The following is a 19,314-nucleotide window of genomic DNA, read 5'->3' as shown; positions in this document are numbered from 1 at the left end:
GACGTGGATCTGGGGCTGAAGGATCGGGTGGCGCTGGTCGCCGGCGGCACCAGCGGCATCGGGCTGGCCTGCGCGAAGGAGTTCGCCGCCGAGGGCGCGCACGTGGCGGTCTGCGGGCGCGACCCGCAGCGCCTCGCCGCCGCCGAGCGGGAGCTGGCCGCGGTGACCACCGGCCGGGTCAGCGCCGACCGCGTGGACGTCACCGACACCGACGCCGCCGCCCGCTGGGTGGACCGGGTCGCCGCCGACCTCGGCGGGGCGGACGTGCTGCTGGTCAGCGGCGGCAGCCCGCCGATCGGCACCGCCACCGGTTTCGACACGGACGACTACCGGGCCGCCGTCGACCGGGTGCTGCTGCCGGCGGTCGCGCTGTCGCTGGCCGCGGTGCCGCACATGCGCGCCGCGGGCCGGGGCCGGCTGCTGCTGGTCGCCTCCGAGACCGCGGTGGTGCCGATCGGTCCGCTGGTGCTGTCCGGGGTGACCCGCGCCGCGCTGGTGCGCTTCGCCCAGGGCCTCGCGGTGGACGTGGGCCGGGACGGGATCACCGTGAACGTGCTCGCGCCCGGCGGGGTGCGCACCCCGCCGATGGAACGCGCGGCGGCCCGACTGGCCGGCGACGACGGCGACGTGCAGGCCCGGCTGGCCGCGATGGGCCACCACAGCGCCGTCGGCCGGCTGGCCCGCCCCGAGGAGGTGGCCGCGGTGGCCGCGTTCCTGGCGAGCGAGCGGGCGTCGTACGTGACCGCCGGCGTGCACCTGATCGACGGCGGCGCCGCCGCGACCGGCCCCGACCTGCCGCACCTGACCGGGGTCCGCAAGGACACCTACGCCTGAGTCCACCCGACCGCCGCACGAGGGAGTGCCCATGTCCACGACCAGCCAGTTCACCGAGCGCGACGTCTCCGAGTTCTTCGACCAGACCACGCAGACGTACCTCAGCTTCTGGGACAGCGAGGGCGTGCTGCACACCGGCTACTTCGCCGGCGAGGACGACATCGACTACCACGCGGCGGCGGACCGGACCTCGGACATCCTCGCCGACGACGCCGGCATCGACGCGACGTCGAACGTGCTCGACGTCGGCTGCGGCTGCGGTAACTTCCTGCTGCGGCTGGCCGGGCGCACCGGGTGCCGGGGCGAGGGGCTGGACCTGAGCATCGAGCGGATCCGGTTCGCCGAACAGCGGCGCGCCGAGCGCGGCACCGGGCTCGACGTGTCGTTCCGGCACGGCTCGGCCACCGCGATGCCGTACGCCGACGGCACGTTCACGCACGTGGTCAGCCAGGACGCGTTGTTCCTGGTGCCGGAGAAGCCGCGCAGCCACGCCGAGATGTTCCGGGTGCTCGCCCCCGGCGGGGTGCTGGCCGTTTCCGACTTCCTCCAGCCGACCGAGCGGATCGGCGAGGCGGCCCGCCGGCACGTCTACGACCGGGTGCGCTGGAACGGCGGCTACTCGCTCGACGGCTACCGCCGCGCGTTGTCCGAGGCCGGGTTCGTGGACGTGGTGGCCCGCAGCCTCGACGCGCACATCCGCCAGACGTACCGGGTGCTGGGCCGCGCCGCCCGGGAGCGCGCCGCGAGCACCACCGACGAGGCGGCGCGGACCTGGATCGGGAACTTCGCCGACTCCTGCGACGAGATCCAGGCGGCCATCGACCGGGGCGAGTTCGGCTGGGGCATGTTCGTCGCCCGCAAGCCGGCCTGAGGAAGGGACACCAGATGCCGCAACCCATCGACACCGTGAAGCGGACCATCGCCGAGGTGGTCGCCGCGCGCAAGACCCAGATGTCGCCCGGTGGCCTGTTCGTCGAGGCGTTCGCCAAGGACGGCTTCGGCACCAGCGTCGACTACGACGTCACGATCACCGACTCGCTGACCAGCTCCCGTCGCAAGCCCCGCTACCCGTCGCGGAACATGCTCAAGGTGGTCAACCTGTCGGCGGACCCGCAGGACTTCTACTGGCACGAGAGCCCGCCCCGCCCCGACGACCCGGCGGTCGACGGCGCGGACCTGCGCCGGGAGGCGGCGAACCACTTCCACCGCTCCCCCATCCCGCCACTGCTCACCACCACCGCGTGGGTGCAGGTGCCGGACACGCTGTGGGAGGACCCGGTCAGCTTCGCGCAGTTCATCGACTACCGGCTGGTGGTACGGCTGGCCACCGCCGAGAACCACACCATCCTGCGCGGCGAGGGTGGGCTGCTGGGCATGCCGGAGCTGGGCCGGCTCACCGACCCGGGGCCGTTCGGCTCCACCATCCTCTCCGCCTGCAACGAGGTCGAGCAGATGGGCAGCACCGCCGACGGGTTGATCATCAACCCGGCGGACTACTACCGGCTGCTCGGCAGCGGCACGCTGATGCGGGACGTGGAGGACAACGGCGTCTTCATCGTGCGTACCCGCCTGGTCGACCCGGGCACCGCGATCGTCGGCGACTTCGGCCACGGCGCGCTGCTGTTCGACGCCGGCCGCTCCACGATCGGCTTCGCCGAGCCGCCGCCGGGCACGTTCGCCGAGCCGGGGGTGGCGTTGCGCGCCGAGATCTGGGAACGGGTCGTGGTGAACCTGCCCACCTGCTTCTTCGTCGTCACGCTCTGACCGGCGGCGACCATGACCACACCCGCCCGCAGCGACCCCGACGTGCTGGTCATCGGCGCCGGCGTGGCCGGGCTGTGCTGCGCCTGGTTCCTGCGCCGTGCCGGGCACACCGTCACGGTGGTGGACCGGGGCCAGGTCGGCGACCCGACGGCCTGCTCGGCCGGCAACACCGGTTTCGTCGGCACCCAGGGTTCGGCGCCGCTGGCCGAGCCCGGGGTCCCGGCGACGGGCGTCCGCTGGCTGTTCAGCCCGGAGAGCCCGTTCTCGGTCAAGCCCCGCCTCGACGGCGCGCTGCTGGCCTGGCTGTGGCACTTCCGCCGGCACTGCACCGAGCGGCACGCCCGCGCCGGCTTCGAGACACTGCTCGCGCTCAAGCAGCGCAGCCTGGCGTTGCTGCGCCAGATCTGCGCCGAGGACGCGCTGGCCGGCACGCTCACCGAACGCGGCATGATCCTGGCCTGCCACACCGAGCAGGGGTACGCGCGGGCGCGCCGTACGATCCCGGCGGCGACCGCGCGCGGGGTGCCGCTGCGCGACCTGGACGCCGCGGAGCTGGCCCGGCTGGAGCCGGGCGTCGACTTCGCGGTGGCCGGCGCGCTGCTCAACGAGGAGGGCGCCGCGCTGCGCATCCCCGCGTTCCTGGTCGGCCTCGGCGAGGCGCTGCGGGCCCGCGGTGTGGAGATCCTCACCGGCGCCGAGGTACGCGACTTCGAGGTGACCGGCCGGCGGGTGCGCGGCGTCCGGACCGGCCGGGGCGACCTGCGCCCGACCGAGGTGGTGATCGCCGCCGGGGTCTGGTCGGCGGCCTGCGCGCGGCTGCTCGGCGTGGGCCTGACTCTGCAACCGGCCAAGGGCTACACCGTCACCGTGCCGGCCGGGCCGGGCACGCCCACCCGGCCGGTGCTGCTCAGCGAGGGCAAGGTCGCGGTGATGCCGCTCGGCGACCGGGTACGCGTCGGCGGCACGTTGGAGCTGTCCGGTCTGGACACCTCGGTGTCGCCGCGGCGGGTGGACGGGATCCTGCACACCGCCCGGCGTTACCTGCCGGCGCTGGAGACCGACCGGCGGCTCGACGTGTGGAGCGGGCTACGTCCGTGCACCCCGGACAGCCTGCCGCTGATCGGGCGGGCCGACGGCTGGGACAACGTCAGCGTGGCCACCGGGCACGGGCACATCGGGATGGGCCTGGCCCCGGCCGGCGGGGAACTGCTCGCCCAGCTCGTCAGCGGCGCGGAACCGGCCCTGCCGTTGCAGACGTTCGCCCTGGACCGCTTCCAAAGGGGGATCCGATGAGCGACCGGCCGGAGATCGGGGTGCTCTGCCTCGACACCAGCTTCGAGAAGATCCCCGGGCACATCCGCAACCCGGCGACGTTCGACTTCCCGGTGCGCTACCGGGTGGTCGAGGGCGCGACGCCGCAGCGGCTGGTGCGCGACGCCGACCCGACGCTGCTGGAGCCGTTCGTCGCGGCGGCCCGCGACCTGCAGGCCGCCGGGGTGGCCGGCATCACCGGCGCGTGCGGCTTCCTGGTGCTCTTCCAGGCCGAACTCGCCGCCGCGGTGGACGTGCCGCTGTGGTCGTCCAGCCTGGTGCAGTTGCCGATGGTGCACCTGATGGTCGGGCGCACCGTCGGGCTGCTGGTCGCCGACGAGGCGGCGCTGACCGCGCGGCACCTGGCCGCGGTCGGCGCGGCGGACGTGCCGGTCGCGGTCACCGGCATGGCCGGTCAGCCGGAGTTCCGCGAGGTGATGCTGCAGGGGCGGCGCGACACGCTCGACGTCGACCGGCTGGCCGCCGAGGTGGACGGCCGGGTGGACGCGCTCGCCCGCGCCCACCCCGACCTGGGCGCGCTGGTGATCGAGTGCACCGACCTGGTGCCGTTCGCCCACCGGATCCAGGCCCGGCTGGGTGTGCCGGTGTTCGACATCGTCACGCTGACCACGATGGCCCACGCGACGCTCACCCGCCGCCCGTACGGCTAGGCCAGGACCTCGCGGAGGCGGGCGGCGAACTCGGCGGGCTTGCCGGCGTAGCCGGAGTGCTCGCCGAGGAAGCCGCCGTGGTGGCTGGGGAAGACCGCCGCCTCCTGCCCGAGCAGCGCCGCCGTGCCCAGCGCGGTGCGTGCGGTGTAGGTGCCGGCGGACTCCTCGCCGACCGCGACGACGATGCGGGTCGGCGCGGCGGTGAGCCGGGCCGCGTCGGGCCGGTAGTCGGTGACCGCCCACGAGTTCTTGGACAGCAGCGGATCGTCGCGGCTGCCGTCGTCGTCGGCCGGCATGCCGAACGCCGCCGGATCCGGCGAGGGCTGGGCGAAGTAGTCGTCGGTGAACTCACCCTGCCAGGACGTCATGGCGATGAAGTCGGCCATGCCCGCGCCGGAGCCCTTCGCCTGGTAGGCCTCGTGGAAGCGGGCCCGGGCCCGCTCGGCGCCCGCCGCGTCGGGGAGCACCGCGTTGATCGGCGGCTCGTGCGCGACGAGCGTGACGACGTCGCCCGGGTGGGTGGCGACCAGCTCCAGCCCGGTCACCGCGCCGCCGCTGCTGCCGAAGACCTCGACCGGGCCGGCGCCGAGCGCCTCGATCAGCAGGTGCAGGTCGGCGGCCTGCTGCCGCGGCGTGTGGTCGGACCGGCCGTCGGTGCGCCGGCTGCGGCCCAGGCCGCGCGGGTCGTAGGTGACCACGGTGCGGTCGGCGAAGTGCTCGACGAGCGCCGAGAAGCCCTCCGCCGTCATCGGCTGACCGATCATCAGCAGCACCGGTCGGCCGTCCGCCGGCGGGAGCGGCCCGCGCACGTCGTAGACCAGATCGGCGCCGGGCACGGCGAGCGTGTGGGTCCGTGTCGTCGTCATGGCCGTGACCCTACGACCCCGGTACGACACCGACGGGGAGGCGCGCGCCCGCTGCCGGACGCTCAGACCGGGGGGATGCCGGAACGGCCGATGGCGGACATGTCGCCACCACCGATCTCGCTGGTCGCGGTCGGCGGCGGGGTCACGGCCTCGGTGCGGTCCTCGATGCAGGCGTCGCCCAGCCCGTGCATCAGCTCCCCGATGGCGGCCAGCGCCGAACCCTTGTCGGGGCAGGGCCGGCCGGTGGCGAGCACCTGCCCGTCGCCGCCCAGCACGGTGAAGCCCACCCGGCCGTCGGTCTCGCTCTCGATCACGAACTTCACCGCGCTCCTCCCGCCGATCAGACGCCGTGGGACTGCAACCACAGCTCCAGCAGGCCCAGTTGCCACAGCTTGTTGCTGCCGGCGGCGGCCTGCGCCCGGTCCGGCTCGGCGAGCAGTTCGTCGACGTACGCGCGGCGGAACAGGCCGCGCCGGCGCGCCTCGGGCGCGCCCAGGGCCTCCACCACCAACTCTCGCACGGGACCGTCGACGTTGCGCAGCGCCGGCACCGGGAAGTAGCCCTTGGGCCGGTCGATGACCTCGGCCGGCAGCACCTCGCGGGCGACGTCCTTGAGCACGCCCTTGCCGCCCTGGGCCAGCTTGTGCTCGGGTGGGCAGGCTGCCGCCAGCATCACCAGGTCCTGGTCGAGGAAGGGGGTCCGCACCTCCAGCCCCCAGGCCATGCTCATGCTGTCCACCCGCTTGACCGGATCGTCCGGCAGCATCAGGTGGGTGTCCAGGCGCAGCACCGCGTCCACCGCGGTCTGCGCGCCCGGCGCGGCCAGCTCCGCGGCGACCAGTTCGCCGCTGACGTCGGCGTCGCAGGCGTACGCCGGGTCGACCACCCGGTTCAGCCCGGCGTGGTCCCGGTCGAAGAACGCGGCGGTGAACTCGGCAGCGGCGTCCGGCCGGGCCGCCTCGGCGAGCCGGTGGTGATAGCCGTAGCCGGCGAACACCTCGTCGGCGCCCTGCCCGGACTGTGCCACCTTCACGTGCCGGGCGACCTGCTCGGAGAGCAGGTGGAACGCCACCACGTCGTGGCTGCCCATCGGCTCGGTCATGGCCGCCACGGTGGCGCGTACCGCCGGGCCGAGGTCGCCGTCGGCGAGGCGGATGCGGTGGTGGTCGGTGTCGAACGCGCGGGCGACCAGGTCGGAGTAGTGGAACTCGTCGCCGGCCTCGTCGCCGCGGCTGTCGAAGCCGATGCTGAACGTCTGCAGGTGGTGCTGCCCGGCGCCGTCGAGCAGCGCCACGATCATGCTGGAGTCGAGGCCGCCGGAGAGCAGCACCCCGACCGGCACGTCGGCGACCAGCCGCCGGCGTACCGCGGTGCGCAGGGCGTCGCCGATCGCCGCCTGCCAGTCGCGGGCGTCCATGCCGTCGTGGGCCGGGTCGCGCCGGTACGCGGGCCGCCAGTAGACGTGCTCGCGGGAGCGCCCGTCGGCCTCCACCACCCGGACGGTGGCCGGGGGAAGCTTGCGCACCCCGCGCAGGATGGTGCGCGGGGCCGGCACGATCGAGTGCCAGGACAGGTAGTGGTGCAGCGCCACCGGGTCGATGCCGGTGTCCACGTCGCCGGCCGCGAGCAGTGCCGGGAGCGTGGAGGCGAACCGCAGCCGGCCGGGCGTCTCGGCGAGGTAGAGCGGCTTGATGCCCAACCGGTCGCGGGCCAGCACGAGCCGACGCCGCCGCCGGTCCACCAGCGCCACGGCGAACATGCCGACCAGGTGGTCGACGAACCGTTCACCCCACTGGGCGTACGCGACCAGGACGACCTCGGTGTCACTGGTGGATCGGAAGGTGTGCCCGGCGGCCCGCAGCTCGTCGCGCAGCTCGGGATAGTTGTAGACGCAACCGTTGAAGACCAGGGCGAGGCCGAGGTCGTCGCGGGCCATCGGCTGGTCGCCGGCCTCGGAGAGGTCGATGACGGTCAGCCGGCGGTGCCCGAGAGCCACCCAGCCGTCGCTCCACCGGCCCTCACCGTCCGGGCCGCGCGAGCGCATGGCCTCGGTCATCCGGTCGACGGCCCGGGCGTCCGGGACCGCCCCGTCGAGGCGGGCCTCACCGCTGATCCCGCACATGTCGGCGACTACCCGGTATGTGACGGAGGAAACGCGGGATGGGCGGTTGGCGAGCCGGGAGCGGCGAGCCGTCGTACGGTGGCCGTACGGGCCATGTCCCCGGGCGGTCCGGCCACGGGACGTGGCCGGAGATCAACAACGCCTGCCAGGAGGACGTGTGTTCGCCAATCCCGAGGAACTCCTGCGATACCTCAAGAACGAGGACGTGAAGTTCGTCGACGTACGTTTCTGTGACCTGCCCGGCGTGATGCAGCACTTCAACCTGCCGGTCGAGTCCTTCGACGACAGCGTCTTCACCGACGGCCTCGCGTTCGACGGCTCGTCGATCCGCGGCTTCCAGTCGATCCACGAGTCGGACATGCTCCTGCTCCCGGACGTGGCCACCGCGTTCGTCGACCCGTTCCGGGCGCAGAAGACGGTCGCGCTGAACTTCTTCGTGCACGACCCGTTCACCCGCGAGGCCTACTCCCGCGACCCGCGCAACGTGGCCAAGAAGGCCGAGGCGTACCTGGAGGCGAGCGGCATCGCCGACACCGCCTACTTCGGCGCGGAGGCGGAGTTCTACATCTTCGACTCGATCCGCCACGAGACCTCGGCGCACCAGTCGTTCTACTACATCGACTCGATCGAGGGCGCCTGGAACACCGGCCGGGTCGAGGAGGGCGGCAACCGCGGCTACAAGACCGCCTACAAGGGCGGCTACTTCCCGGTGCCGCCCGTGGACCACTACGCCGACCTGCGGGACTGGATGGTGCGTCGGCTGGTCGACGCCGGGTTCACGGTGGAGCGTTCGCACCACGAGGTGGGCACCGGCGGGCAGTCGGAGATCAACTACAAGTTCTCCACGCTGCTGCACTCCGGCGACCAGCTCCAGCTCTTCAAGTACCTGGTGAAGAACGAGGCGTGGGCGCACGGGAAGACGGCGACGTTCATGCCCAAGCCGCTGTTCGGTGACAACGGCTCCGGGATGCACACCCACCAGAGCCTGTGGCGCGGTGGGCAGCCGCTGTTCTACGACGAGACCGGCTACGCCGGCCTGTCCGACACCGCCCGCTGGTACATCGGCGGCCTGCTGCACCACGCGCCGTCGCTGCTCGCCTTCACCAACCCGACGATCAACTCCTACCGGCGCCTGGTGCCCGGCTTCGAAGCTCCGGTCAACCTGGTCTACTCGCAGCGCAACCGCTCCGCGTGCACCCGCATCCCGGTCACCGGCAGCAACCCCAAGGCCAAGCGCGTCGAGTTCCGCGTCCCCGACCCGTCGGCCAACGTCTACCTCGCCTTCTCGGCCATGCTCATGGCCGGCCTGGACGGCATCAAGAGCAAGATCGAACCGCCGGCCCCGATCGACAAGGACCTCTACGACCTGCCCCCGGAGGAGTGGGGCGACGTCAAGCAGGTCCCCGGCTCGCTGTCGCACGCGCTGGAGGCGCTCCAGGCCGACCACGACTACCTGCTCGACGGCGGCGTCTTCACCGACGACCTGATCTCCACCTGGATCGACTGGAAGAACGCCAACGAGGTCGACCCGGTGCGCCTGCGGCCCACCCCGCACGAGTTCGCCATGTACTACGACTGCTGACGCCGCGGCGTTCGTCGACCATCGCCTCCGCCCGTCGCCCGCGGGGGCGATGGTCGACGGAAAACGGCAGCTCGGAGGTCGCCGGCCTCGTACCGTCGAGGCATGACCCCGCCGAGCGACGACGCGCCGAACGGACCCGTGCGACGCGGAGCTCGCCGGTGAGGCCGCGGCCCGCCACCGCCACCTCGACCCCGGCGACCCCCACCACCCTCACCCTCGGGGTGGAGGAGGAGTTCCTGCTGCTGGACCCGGTGACCGGGGAGAGCATGCCGGTCGCCGACCGGGTCCGTGACGCGCTCTCCGGGACCGCCCGCGAGCAGAGCCGGCAGGAGTTCCGGCACAGCATGGTGGAGATGGTGACTCCGGTCAGCCCCGACCTCGCGGCGCTTCGCGACCATCTCGTCGCGCTGCGCCGGGCCGCTGCCCGCGCGGCCGACGCCGTCGGGGCGCGGCTCGTCGCGGTCGGTGCCACCCCGGTCTGCGAGGCCCACCGCACGGTCCCCGACGAGCAGCGCTACCACGACATGTCCCGCCGGTTCGGGCCGGTGGCGCACGACCCGGCGGTCTGCGGCTGTCACGTCCACATCGGGGTGCCCGATCGGGAACTCGCCGTGCAGGTCTGCAACCACCTCCGTCCGTGGCTGCCGGTGGTGCAGGCGCTCACCACGAACTCGCCGCTGCACGACGGGCGCGACACCGGGCACGCGAGCTGGCGCTCGATGCAGCTGGAACGCTGGCCCAGCATCGGGCCGACGCCGCACTTCGACTCCGTCGCCGACTACGACGCCACCGTGGACGCCCTGATCACCGCCGGGATCATGCTCGACGCGGCGATGGTCTACTGGTACGCGCGGCCGTCGGCGACCTACCCGACGGTGGAGGTCCGGGTCGGCGACGTCTGCCCCACCGTGGACGACACCGTGCTGGTCGCCGGGCTGGTCCGAGCTGTGGTCGCCACCATGATCGACGAGGTCCGCGCCGGTACGCCCGCCCCGCGCATGCGTGACTGCCTGGTCGCCGCCGCGCACTGGCGGGCCGCCCACGACGGTCTCGACGGCGAGCTGGTCGACCTGCGGACCGGGCGGCCCCGGCCGGCCTGGGACCTCGTCGACGACCTGATCGTCACCGTCGCGCCCGCGCTGCGCCGGCACGGGGACCTGGACCTGGTGCTGCGCGAGGTGGACCGGATGCGCCGCACCGGCACCGGCGCCACCCGGCAACGCCGGATCCTGGCCGACACCGGCGGCGACGTCCGGGCCGTGCTGGAGCACCTGGCCGCGCAGACCGTCGCGGCCTGACCCGGCCGGTGCCCTCAGCGCAGGCCGGCGAAGAGGTCGTCCTCCGGGGTCGGCGCGCCGGTGCTGTCGCGCACCCGCACGAACGTCTCCATCCCCATCAGCTCGGTGAACCGCTCCTCCCCCAGGCGCAGGAAGAAGATGTTCTCCGCCTGGCTGGCGTGCGCGGCGAGGGAGGCGAACTTCTGCCCGCCCTGGGCGCGGGTGTCCACCCAGGTGGTGATCTCGTCGTCCGGCAGGCCCAGTGCCGGCATCTCGTCGGCGGCGTCCGGCTCGGGGAACTCCACCCCGATCTCCTGCATGACCTTGCCGAACTCCTGGAACGCGCGCTGCGGCACCGTGGTCCAGTAGACCTTCGCCGGGATGCCGGTGCGCTCGACCGCGGCCATCGTGATGCGGTGCGCCTGGATGTGGTCCGGGTGGCCGTAGAAGCCGTTCTCGTCGTAGGTGACCACCACGTCGGGGCGGTAACGCCGGATCAGCTCGGCCAGCCGATCGGCCGCCTCGGCGACCGGCGTGTTCCAGAACGCGCCGGGCGCGTCGTTCGTCGCCCAGCCCATCATCCCGGAGTCGGCGTAGTCGAGCGTCTCCAGGTGCGTCACCTTCAACGCCTCACAACTGGCCGCCAGCTCCGCCTGGCGCATCGCCACCACGGCCTGCGGGTCGTGCCCGTCGTCGCCCGGCTTGACGCCGCCGGGCCCGTCGCCGCACCGGCCGTCCGTGCAGGTCACGAGCACCGTCGTGACGCCCTCGGCCGCATAGCGGGCGAGGATGCCGCCGGTGCTCGTCGCCTCGTCGTCGGGGTGCGCGTGCACCGCCATCAGGGTCAGGGATCGCTCAGCCACCCCGTCACCATACGAGCATCCACCGACGCACTAGCATTGCCCGGTCCGCAGACGGCGACGGAAGCGAGGCACGATGGGTTGGCTCCGGCGGTTGCTGGGCGGCGGCGGTGGGGTCGAACTGGACCCGGGGCGCCAGCAGGAACTGCTGCGCGACGTGCGGCACTCCTACGGCGCGCACGCCCGGATCCGGTTCCCCGAGCAGGTCGACGCGATCAGCCGGCTGCTGTCCGACGACGACGGTCTGGTGGTGGCCGCCGGCATCGTGTGCGAGGCCGCCGAGGAGGCCCACGCCGACCTGCAGTTCCAGGCCCAGGAGGTGTACCGGCGCACCGGCCGACGGCTGCTGGTGCACCGCCGCAACTACCGGCCCCTGTGGAAGGAGGCCGGGCCGTCGCTGCGCTGGCCGTTGGGCGCGCTGCCCGGCGGGCTGCACCCGTACGCGCAGGTGACCGCCGCCGCCACGGTGGTCGGTGGTCGGGCGAAGCGCCTCGACCGGGTGACCGACCCGCAGCCGTTCGTGGTCCGCCTCTTCGAGGTGCTCGACCTCACCACCGCGGGCTGGGAGTTCGGTCGGGTGCGGGTGGACACCGACGGCACCACCCTGGTGGAGCGGCTGACCCACGCCGGCGCGCAGGTTCTCGCCGCGATGGACGACCCGCCGCGGCTGCCGCCGTCGGTGCGGGAGATGATGCGCCGCAACCACAGCATCGACGTGTACGACCCGGCCGGCCCCCGGGTGGTCGGCCGGATCAACCTGGGTGCGCGGCTGCGCGAGACGCTCCTCGCCTGACCGTCCCCGCATCGTCCACGACGGGACGCGCCCCGGCGGTCGGGGCGCGTCCCGTCCCGGTCAGGACGTCGTGCAGGTGAGGTTCGTCGGCGGGTTGTTGGCCCCGGTCGCCGTGCCGATGAAGCCGAACGTGGTGGAGGCGCCGGCCGCCAGCGCGCCGTTGTAGTCGACGTTGCGCACCGTCACGTTCGCTCCGTTCTGGGTGTGCGAGCCGCCCCAGATCTGGCTGACGACCTGCCCGTTCGGGAACGTCCAGGAGACCGTCCAGCCCCGGATCGCGGTGGCGCCGGCGGTGACGGTCACCTCGCCCTGGAAGCCACCCGACCACGAGCCGGTCACCGCGTACGTCGCTCGCGCGCCGGACGGCGCCGGTGAGCTGGTGGTCGGCGTCGGCGTCGGCGACGTGCTGGGCGTGGGCGTGGGACTGGGCGTGGCGGTCAGGGTCGGTGACGGCGTCACGCCGGGCCGCGCGGCCCGGTAGGTGTGCCCGGCGCGGACGCCGAACTGGACGACGTCCGCCTCCGGTCGGGTGATGGCCGGCGTGCTGCCGTCGGCGGCGTCGACGAGGGCGAAACCGCCGGTGAACAGCGGCGAGCGCATGCGCAGCGTGCCGTCGCGGTCGGCGCGCACGGCGATCTCGTCGGCCTGACCGTTGCTCCACGACACTCCGACCGTGTATCCGCCGCGGCCCCGCAGGCCGGCGACCCGGCCCGTGGGCCACGCGGTCGGCAGCGCCGGCAGCACGTGCAGCTCGCCGGCGTGGCTGTGCAGCAGCATCTCGGCGATCCCGGAGGTGGCGCCGAAGTTGCCGTCGATCTGGAACGGCGGGTGCAGGTCGAACATGTTCGGCGCGAGCCGGTCGGTGCGCACCAGGTCGCGGAGGAGCTTGTGGGCGCGGGCGCCGTCCTCCAGCCGGGCCCAGAAGTTGATCTTCCAGGCGAGGGACCAGCCGGTGCCGTCGTCGCCGCGCAGCTCCAGCGTCCGGCGGGCGGCCTCGTACAGCGCCGGGGTGCCCCGCTTGGTGATCTGGTTGCTGGGGTGCAGGCCGTACAGGTGCGAGACGTGCCGGTGGGTCCGCTCGGTCTCGACCCAGTCGGCGAGCCACTCCTGCACGTTGCCCCGGGAGCCGACCCTGCTCGGGGGCAGCCGGTCCCGGGCGGTGCGCACCTGCGACCGGAACGTGGTGTCGACGCCCAGGACTTCGCTGCTACGGGCCGCGGCGTCGAACAGGTCGCGCAGGATCTGGTTGTCCATCGTCGGCCCGGCGCAGACGCTGGCGTTCGCGTGGTGCGGCAGCTCCGGCGAGTTCGACGGGTTCGTCACCAGGTAGCCGAGCGTCGGGTGGGCGACCAGGGTGTCCAGGAAGAACTGGGCGGCGCCCCTGAGGGCCGGATAGTTGGCCTGGAGGAAGCCGAGGTCGCCGGTGAACTGGTAGTGGTCCCAGACGAGCGTGCTCAGCCAGGCCCCACCGGTCTGCCACATGCCCCACAACGCCCCGTCGACCACCGAGGCGCCCCGCCACGCGTCGGTGTTGTGATGGGTGACCCAGCCGCCCGCGCCGTACTGGGCCTGGGCGACCCGCGCGCCGGTCACCGTCAGGTCCTTGACCAGGTCGAAAACCGGCAGGAAACACTCGGACAGGTTCGTGGTGTCGGCCGGCCAGTAGTTCATCGGCAGGTTGGCGTTGATCGTGTACTTCGAGTCCCAGGACGGGGTCAGCGAGTCGTTCCAGATGCCCTGGAGGTTCGCCGGCTGGGTGCCCGGACGGGAAGAGGAGATCAACAGGTAGCGCCCGAACTGGAACAGCAGCGCGGCGAACTGCGGGTCGTTGCTGCTGGCGTGCTGCGCGATCCGCACGTCGGTCGGCTGGTCGGCCGCCGCCGTCCGACCGAGGTCGATCGTGACCCGGTTGAACAGCGCCTGGTAGTCGGCGAGGTGACGGCTGCGCAACTGGTCGACGGCGACGCTCCTGGCGGCGGTGAGCCGGTTGCGGGCGATGCCCTGGTAGTCGCCGTTGACGGTGCGGTAGTTGACGTAGCTGGAGCCGATCGAGATCAGGACGGTCACGCCGGTGGCGCCGGACACCCGCAGGGTGCCGCCGGAGCTGCTGACCGTGCCACCGGTCGCGGCGGCGTTGGCCAGGGCCAGGAACCGCACCGAGCCGTTGACGCCCTCCTGGTTGCCGGAGATGCCGTCGAGGCCGATGGTGGCGGAGTCCGGGCTCGACACGGTGGTCCGCTGCGGGCTGTCGAAGGTGGCCGAGAACGTGATCGAGTTGGCCCGGTCGGCGGTCAGCCGGACCACGATCACCTGGTCGGGCGCGCTGGCGAAGACCTCCCGCTGGTGCCGCACCCCGTTCAGCACGTAGGTGGTGGTGACCGTGGCGGTCGTCAGGTCGAGGGTCCGGTTGTACTGGGTGGCCCCGCCGGCGGAGCCGAACGCGAGCCGGAGGTTGCCGACGGTCTGGTAGGCGAGCTGGCCACCGGGGGCGCCCATCATGGTCTGGTTGATCAGGTCCTGCGCCGAGGTCCACTGGTCGGCGAAGACCCGACGCCGGATCTCGGCCAGGTTGGCCGCGCCCCGGGTGTTCGCCGAGTCGTACGGGCCGCCGGCCCAGACGGTGTCCTCGTTGAGCTGGAGTCGTTCGGTGTCGATGGTGCCGAACACCATCGCGCCGAGCCGACCGTTGCCGACCGGCAGCGCGCGGAGCCAGTCGGTGCCGGCCTCCTCGTCGTACCAGAGCGCCAGGTCGTTCGCGGCCGACACCTGTGGCGGCGCGGTCGAGCCGGCGCGGGCGGTCGCGCTCCAGGCGACCGGCACCATGGCGGCACCGGCGCCGGCCGCGCCGGCCTTGAGGACGTTCCTTCGGGTCACTTCGGACATGATCTCTCCCAGCACACGGATCGGCGACGGCGAATCTCGTGTGAGCGTTAACAGAAGTGGCCCGAAATCTCCGCACGCTCAACTCGCGATGCCCACGCCCGAGCTCCCGTCCGAGCGGTGCATCAGCCCATATGGACTTTCATGGATGAGAGGCCACCCGTCAAGGAGCGCTGGGGCATTATGCGAACGTTCTCACCGAAGGCGACCCGCGCTCGACCCGGCGCGCCGATCGGGGCGCCGGCGTCACCGGCTGGCCCACCCGGGTCACGTGCACGATCCGCCCCGGTGCCACGTCCAGCAACGCGCCGATCGCGTCCCGGGTGGCGCCGACGTCGACGAGCTGGCTCAACGGGTGCGCGGCCAGGCCGGCCGCGTGCAGGGTCAGCCACATCCGCATCAGCACCCGCCCGAACTCGACCTGCCCGGCCGTGTCCAGGTCGGGCGGCGCGACCAGCGCCAGCACCGTGCCGCCACGCGCCAGCGGGTCGTCACCGGCGGCCAGCAGCCGCGGCAGCCCCAGCGGGCGCAGCACCGGATAGGCGGCCAGCGCCGTCCGCAGCCCCGCGGCGGCCGGCCGGGACAGCCCGAGGCACCGGTCGCTGAGCCCGTCCGTCCGGTACTCCGGTCGCGCCGGGTCCAGGCGCAGCCAACGGCGCAGCTCGGCCGCGACCGCCGGGTCCGCGTAGACCGCGCGGTCGGCGGCGCGCAGCAGCGCGCCGAGCCGGCCGGTCGCCGGCACGACGTGGACCGCGCCGCCGCCGCGCCGGGCCACGTCGTCGACGGCGGCCAGCACACCGGCGTCCGGGCCGCCGGTGAACCGGCCCCGATGGGTACGCCGGTCCCACACGTCGCCGGTGCGGAACGGTGTCCGGTACGGCTGTCGTGCCGGCCGCAACCGGCCCACCCGATGGTCGGACTCGTCGTGGTCGGCGGCCCAGTCCAGTCGCAGCCCCGCGTCGGCGGCGACGATCAGGCAGGTCTCCACGAACGCGCCGAGGGACAGTCGCAGGTCGCGGCCGGTCGGGTCGCCGGCCGGCAGCGTGTCGGCCGGGTCCCAGCCGACGGTGACCGCCCAGCGCTCGTAGCGCAGCCGCCACGGCTGGGTGTTGTGCGCGCTCGGGGCCCGCCAGCACAGCGGCTCCAGCTCGCGGAACGCGGCGAGGTCCATGTCAGCGCTCCCTGGCGTAGAAGGTGTAGCCGTGCAGCGGCCGGCCGCCGAGCCGGCGGTACTGCGCCGCCGACGCCGGGTTGTCCCGACCGACGTACGTGCTGCGCAGCGTGGTGTAGCCGCCGGCGTGCAGGTAGTGGTGCAGGTGCGCGGAGAGCAGCCGCTGGTAGCCGCGCCCCTGGAACTCCGGCCGCACGCCCTTAATGATCAGCACCGCCTCCCGGCGGTACCGGCGACGGGTGGCCAGCAGCCGCAGCTGGTTGACCGGGTTCAGGTCGCCGCGTACCCGGACCAGGAACTCGCTGATGTCCGGCACGCAGAGTACGAACCCGACCGGCTGCCCGTCCCGGGTCAGGTACAGCAACAGCGACTCGTCCAGCAGGTGGGCCAGTCCGTCGGTCTGCCGGCGCAGCTGCGACGCCGAGATCGGGGTGTAGTAGCCGAGCTGCGCGAAGGAGTCGTTCAGCATCCCGCGCAGCAGGTCGAGCTGCTCGTCGAGCCGCCGCACGTCGCCCCGGTGCAGCTCCAGCCGCGCGCCGTCGGGCTGGACACCGAGCGCGGGCGGCGGCCCGTCCGGCGCCGGCACCGGGCAGATCCAGGTGTCCGAGACGAACCGGCGGGCGAACCCGTACGCCTCGTAGGCGGCCGGGTAGCGCGGCGGGTTCCAGGCGCTGTCGACGAAACCGCGGTCGTCGTAGCCGTCGGTGATCACACCGCCGGCCTGGTTGGGCAGCAGCGCCACCGGCCCGAACAGCAGGTTCCGGTCCGCGGCGGCGTGCGCGTCGATCGCGTCGAACAGCGGGTGGGCGGCCGGCGCGGTGAACTCGGTGAGCCCGAACAGCTGGCACCGGCGGCCCAGCCTGGCGTCCAGGTCCGCGTCGGTGTGCAGGGTGGTCCGCCCGACCACCGCGCCGGTGGCGTCGCGCAGCACGTACATCGGCACGCCCTCCCGCCACCAACGGCGGATCTGCTGGCGGGGCGTCGGCACGAAGCGCGGCTCGTCGGCGTGGAGCCGGTCGGTGAACGCGAGGAACTCGGTCAGGGCGCGCCGGCCGGTGACCCGCTCGAACCGGTGGCCGCTCACCGGCGCACCGCCGGCCCGGTCGTCTCCACGCCCAGCGGCGTGAACTCCTCGATGTGGCCCATCGCGCCGTCCTCGGCCCGCCACTCGCCGTTGGAGTAGCCGTCCGGGTCGGCGGTGTAGAGCCGGATGAACCCGGCCGTCGCGTTGCGGTTGCCGTCGGTCAGCCAGGCCATCAGCCGGCGATGGTGCCGGGTACGCGCGAAGCGCAGCATCGCGTCCCGGTCGGCGAAGAACGCGATGGTGCCCAACGTCAGCGGGAACTGCCAGTAGACGGTGTGCCAGCGGTAGCCGGACATCCGGCGCATGTCCCGGACCATCCGGAACCAGTCCGGAGCCAGCCGCAGCAGCACCAGCGGGCTCGCGTACCGGGTGCCGCCGATGAACATCGCGCCGGCGCTGGCCTGCGCCGGGGCACGGGAGAAATCTCGGGTACGCATGGTCACCTCACCAGGTAGGCGTTCTTGATCTTCTGCGGGCCGGCGAACGGGCCGGTGCCCGGGTCGTGCAGCTCCACCCGCAGGTCACCTGCGGTCGGGTCCTCCACCAGGGACTGCGCGAAGTCACGCGACACCGAGGCGAGGTGCCGGCGTACCCCGTCGCGGCACGCGGTCGCGAGCGCCGCACGGTCGGCGGCGGCCAGCGGGCCGCGCAGCTCCACGTGGATCACCGGACGGGTCTCCAGCGCCTCGTCCTCGACGAGGGCCAGGCAGAACCGGCTGATCGCGGACGCGTGCGGGTTGCCGGTGTAGAGGCCGTACTCGACGTCCTGCGGGTAGAGGTTCGCGCCCAGGTAGGACACTGTGGAGTCGCGCCGGCCGAACAGCAGCAGCACCGGCAGCGTCATCCGCTCGTCGGCGGTGGCGGTGCGGAACTCGGCCGCGCGCACCGGATCGGCCGCGGCCAGCTCGGCGATCCGCCGGTACGGCACCAGCAGCGCCTCGTCGCCCACGTTGTAGCGCAGCCGGGGCTGGAGCACGTCCGGACTGCCCACGGTGCAGACCAGCTCCCGCCGCTCGTTGGTCTCCAGCCAGGTGGCGAACGGGTTGTACTGGAACACCATCGGCAGCCGCTGCTCACCGGCGCCGAGCAGCTCCGCCCGCAGCGCCGCGTCGGTGCGCAGCCGTCGCCGCAGCCACACCGTGAACCGGGTCTCCGCGCCGATGCCGATGGTCAGGTCCGACGCCCCGTACGCCGAACGCACCCGGGTGAACCGCTGCTCCAGGTAGTCGCGCAGCGCCTCGGTCATCCCCTCCCCGCCGCAACTGCCGAAGATCCGATAGCGCGCCCAGGGGAAGCCCTCGGCGTCCAGCCGGTCCCGCAGGTGCTTGAGGAACGGCGGGTACGCGGTCACCAGGTAGTCGAACTCCGGCCCGAACTCGCGCAACGTGTCGATGATCTTGCCGAGGTCCGGGCCGGTGTTCTTCACCACCGCGATCCGGGCCATCGCCGCGCCGGTCGTGGTCCCGGTCGCCCAGGCGCCCATCGAGTAGGCGTTGATCACGAACGGCCGGCGCATCGGGAACGCCAGCCCGGTGTAGCCGACGATGTCCCGGTGCACCGCCCGCAGCTCCCGCTCGCCGCGCGGCCAGTTGAACGGCCGCCCCGACGACCCCGCCGACTCGTCGACCACCACCCCCCGCAGCGGCAGCCGCCCGTGCCAGCACCGCGCGGCGGCGTCGTGGCCCACCACGTACCCCAGCTTGTCGGTCTCCGGGAAGTCCCGCAGCCGGCGGCGGATGCCCGCCGGGCGGGCACGCAGGAACGCCCGGTAGGCCGGCACCCGCCGGGCCGCCCGCACGCAGACCGACCGCGCGTTCGCCTCGGCCAGCCGGTCCAGGACCGGGTGGTGCCGCCGGGCCAGCCAGCGCCAGCCGGCGGGGTGCCGGCCGACCAGCCGGACCAGCGCGGCGACCGCGCGGCCGGCGGTCTCCGCCCCCGGCAGGGGCATCTCGACGGTACGGAGGGTGGCGGGTCGGTGCAGCGTCTCGGCCATGACAAGGATCCTGCCGACGCCGGTCCGCCGACACCTGAGCCACGAGACGGGATTCGTGCTGAGTACGCGTACCCAGCGGGGATAGATCGCTGACCGGTAGTTCCGG

At 73.4% G+C, this 19,314-nt stretch carries 17 protein-coding genes; 8 read left to right on the top strand and 9 right to left on the bottom strand.

Going from position 1 to position 19,314, the window contains the following annotated elements:
* The first annotated feature begins 3 nt into the window (after window positions 1-3).
* The 5 genes from GA0070213_RS17165 to GA0070213_RS17145 are packed head-to-tail and all read left to right on the top strand — an operon-like array spanning window position 4 to window position 4,580.
* A complete protein-coding gene (locus GA0070213_RS17165) occupies window positions 4-834 on the top strand; it encodes an SDR family NAD(P)-dependent oxidoreductase (protein WP_091065258.1) in 831 nt (276 codons plus the stop codon).
* A gap of 31 nt (window positions 835-865) precedes the next feature.
* A complete protein-coding gene (locus GA0070213_RS17160) occupies window positions 866-1,705 on the top strand; it encodes a class I SAM-dependent methyltransferase (protein WP_091064739.1) in 840 nt (279 codons plus the stop codon).
* A 14-nt stretch (window positions 1,706-1,719) separates the two neighbouring features.
* Window positions 1,720-2,598 carry a family 3 encapsulin nanocompartment shell protein gene (locus GA0070213_RS17155; RefSeq protein WP_091064734.1) on the top strand — a complete coding sequence of 293 codons (879 nt, stop codon included), beginning with the start codon at window positions 1,720-1,722 and terminating at the stop codon, window positions 2,596-2,598.
* 12 nt (window positions 2,599-2,610) lie between these two features.
* Window positions 2,611-3,891, top strand: a complete 1,281-nt coding sequence (locus GA0070213_RS17150; protein WP_091064730.1) for an NAD(P)/FAD-dependent oxidoreductase — start codon at window positions 2,611-2,613, stop codon at window positions 3,889-3,891.
* Window positions 3,888-4,580, top strand: a complete 693-nt coding sequence (locus GA0070213_RS17145; RefSeq protein WP_091064725.1) for an aspartate/glutamate racemase family protein — start codon at window positions 3,888-3,890, stop codon at window positions 4,578-4,580. Before GA0070213_RS17150 ends, GA0070213_RS17145 begins: the two co-directional genes overlap by 4 nt.
* Here GA0070213_RS17145 and GA0070213_RS17140 read toward each other — a convergent pair.
* The 3 genes from GA0070213_RS17140 to GA0070213_RS17130 all read right to left on the bottom strand — a co-directional run bounded on the left by GA0070213_RS17140 (window position 4,577) and on the right by GA0070213_RS17130 (window position 7,568).
* Window positions 4,577-5,446: an alpha/beta fold hydrolase gene (locus GA0070213_RS17140; RefSeq protein WP_091064721.1), complete on the bottom strand. Its 870-nt coding sequence runs from the start codon at window positions 5,444-5,446 to the stop codon at window positions 4,577-4,579. The two genes, GA0070213_RS17145 and GA0070213_RS17140, sit on opposite strands and share 4 nt — an antisense overlap.
* A 62-nt stretch (window positions 5,447-5,508) precedes the next feature.
* On the bottom strand, window positions 5,509-5,769 hold the full coding sequence (locus tag GA0070213_RS17135; protein ID WP_091064718.1) for a YegP family protein: 261 nt from the start codon (window positions 5,767-5,769) through the stop codon (window positions 5,509-5,511).
* A gap of 17 nt (window positions 5,770-5,786) precedes the next feature.
* Window positions 5,787-7,568, bottom strand: coding sequence for an N-acetylglutaminylglutamine amidotransferase (locus tag GA0070213_RS17130; RefSeq protein WP_091064714.1), 1,782 nt, complete (start codon window positions 7,566-7,568; stop codon window positions 5,787-5,789).
* 157 nt (window positions 7,569-7,725) lie between these two features.
* Between GA0070213_RS17130 and glnA the strand changes: the two genes are divergently transcribed.
* Window positions 7,726-9,150 (top strand): type I glutamate--ammonia ligase, encoded by a 1,425-nt coding sequence (glnA, locus tag GA0070213_RS17125; RefSeq protein WP_091064710.1) that lies wholly within the window; start codon window positions 7,726-7,728, stop codon window positions 9,148-9,150.
* Window positions 9,151-9,308: 158 nt separating this feature from the next.
* Entirely contained in the window at window positions 9,309-10,448 is a 1,140-nt protein-coding gene (locus GA0070213_RS17120) for a carboxylate-amine ligase (protein WP_091064707.1), read from the top strand.
* 14 nt (window positions 10,449-10,462) lie between these two features.
* On the opposite strand, the gene GA0070213_RS17115 is transcribed toward GA0070213_RS17120, so the two are convergent.
* Complete coding sequence (locus GA0070213_RS17115; RefSeq protein ID WP_091064704.1) at window positions 10,463-11,290, bottom strand: PIG-L family deacetylase; 828 nt, start codon at window positions 11,288-11,290, stop codon at window positions 10,463-10,465.
* Window positions 11,291-11,363: 73 nt separating this feature from the next.
* Here GA0070213_RS17115 and GA0070213_RS17110 point away from each other — a divergent pair, with 73 nt between their 5' ends.
* Window positions 11,364-12,080, top strand: coding sequence for a hypothetical protein (locus GA0070213_RS17110; RefSeq protein WP_091064700.1), 717 nt, complete (start codon window positions 11,364-11,366; stop codon window positions 12,078-12,080).
* 60 nt (window positions 12,081-12,140) lie between these two features.
* Here the strand turns inward: GA0070213_RS17110 and GA0070213_RS17105 are convergent, their stop codons facing one another.
* From GA0070213_RS17105 to GA0070213_RS17085, 5 genes are all read right to left on the bottom strand, one after another.
* Complete coding sequence (locus GA0070213_RS17105) at window positions 12,141-14,963, bottom strand: glycosyl hydrolase family 95 catalytic domain-containing protein (RefSeq protein WP_091065255.1); 2,823 nt, start codon at window positions 14,961-14,963, stop codon at window positions 12,141-12,143.
* A 178-nt stretch (window positions 14,964-15,141) separates the two neighbouring features.
* On the bottom strand, window positions 15,142-16,131 hold the full coding sequence (locus GA0070213_RS17100) for a nitroreductase family protein (RefSeq protein WP_091064696.1): 990 nt from the start codon (window positions 16,129-16,131) through the stop codon (window positions 15,142-15,144).
* A 1-nt stretch (window position 16,132) separates the two neighbouring features.
* Window positions 16,133-17,215, bottom strand: coding sequence for a GNAT family N-acetyltransferase (locus tag GA0070213_RS17095; RefSeq protein ID WP_091064692.1), 1,083 nt, complete (start codon window positions 17,213-17,215; stop codon window positions 16,133-16,135).
* The gene (locus GA0070213_RS17090) at window positions 17,212-17,652 is read right to left on the bottom strand and encodes a DUF4188 domain-containing protein (RefSeq protein WP_091064688.1); all 441 of its coding nucleotides are present in this window, start codon (window positions 17,650-17,652) and stop codon (window positions 17,212-17,214) included. Before GA0070213_RS17090 ends, GA0070213_RS17095 begins: the two co-directional genes overlap by 4 nt.
* A 2-nt stretch (window positions 17,653-17,654) precedes the next feature.
* Window positions 17,655-19,208 carry a phenylacetate--CoA ligase family protein gene (locus GA0070213_RS17085; RefSeq protein ID WP_091064682.1) on the bottom strand — a complete coding sequence of 518 codons (1,554 nt, stop codon included), beginning with the start codon at window positions 19,206-19,208 and terminating at the stop codon, window positions 17,655-17,657.
* Between the last annotated feature and the right edge of the window lie 106 nt (window positions 19,209-19,314).

Origin of the sequence: Micromonospora humi (assembly GCF_900090105.1) — a bacterium.
GTDB classification, from domain to species: Bacteria; Actinomycetota; Actinomycetes; order Mycobacteriales; family Micromonosporaceae; genus Micromonospora; species Micromonospora humi.
This window is presented reverse-complemented; position numbering and strand designations above follow the sequence as displayed.

Coding starts and splice junctions, on each gene's coding strand:
- GA0070213_RS17160 (WP_091064739.1), top strand. CDS start 866: ATGTCCACGACCAGCCAGTTCACCGAGCGCGACGTCTCCGAGTTCTTC.
- GA0070213_RS17155 (WP_091064734.1), top strand. CDS start 1,720: ATGCCGCAACCCATCGACACCGTGAAGCGGACCATCGCCGAGGTGGTC.
- GA0070213_RS17150 (WP_091064730.1), top strand. CDS start 2,611: ATGACCACACCCGCCCGCAGCGACCCCGACGTGCTGGTCATCGGCGCC.
- GA0070213_RS17145 (WP_091064725.1), top strand. CDS start 3,888: ATGAGCGACCGGCCGGAGATCGGGGTGCTCTGCCTCGACACCAGCTTC.
- GA0070213_RS17140 (WP_091064721.1), bottom strand. CDS start 5,446: ATGACGACGACACGGACCCACACGCTCGCCGTGCCCGGCGCCGATCTG.
- GA0070213_RS17130 (WP_091064714.1), bottom strand. CDS start 7,568: ATGTGCGGGATCAGCGGTGAGGCCCGCCTCGACGGGGCGGTCCCGGAC.
- GA0070213_RS17110 (WP_091064700.1), top strand. CDS start 11,364: ATGGGTTGGCTCCGGCGGTTGCTGGGCGGCGGCGGTGGGGTCGAACTG.
- GA0070213_RS17105 (WP_091065255.1), bottom strand. CDS start 14,963: ATGTCCGAAGTGACCCGAAGGAACGTCCTCAAGGCCGGCGCGGCCGGC.
- GA0070213_RS17100 (WP_091064696.1), bottom strand. CDS start 16,131: ATGGACCTCGCCGCGTTCCGCGAGCTGGAGCCGCTGTGCTGGCGGGCC.
- GA0070213_RS17090 (WP_091064688.1), bottom strand. CDS start 17,652: ATGCGTACCCGAGATTTCTCCCGTGCCCCGGCGCAGGCCAGCGCCGGC.
- GA0070213_RS17085 (WP_091064682.1), bottom strand. CDS start 19,208: ATGGCCGAGACGCTGCACCGACCCGCCACCCTCCGTACCGTCGAGATG.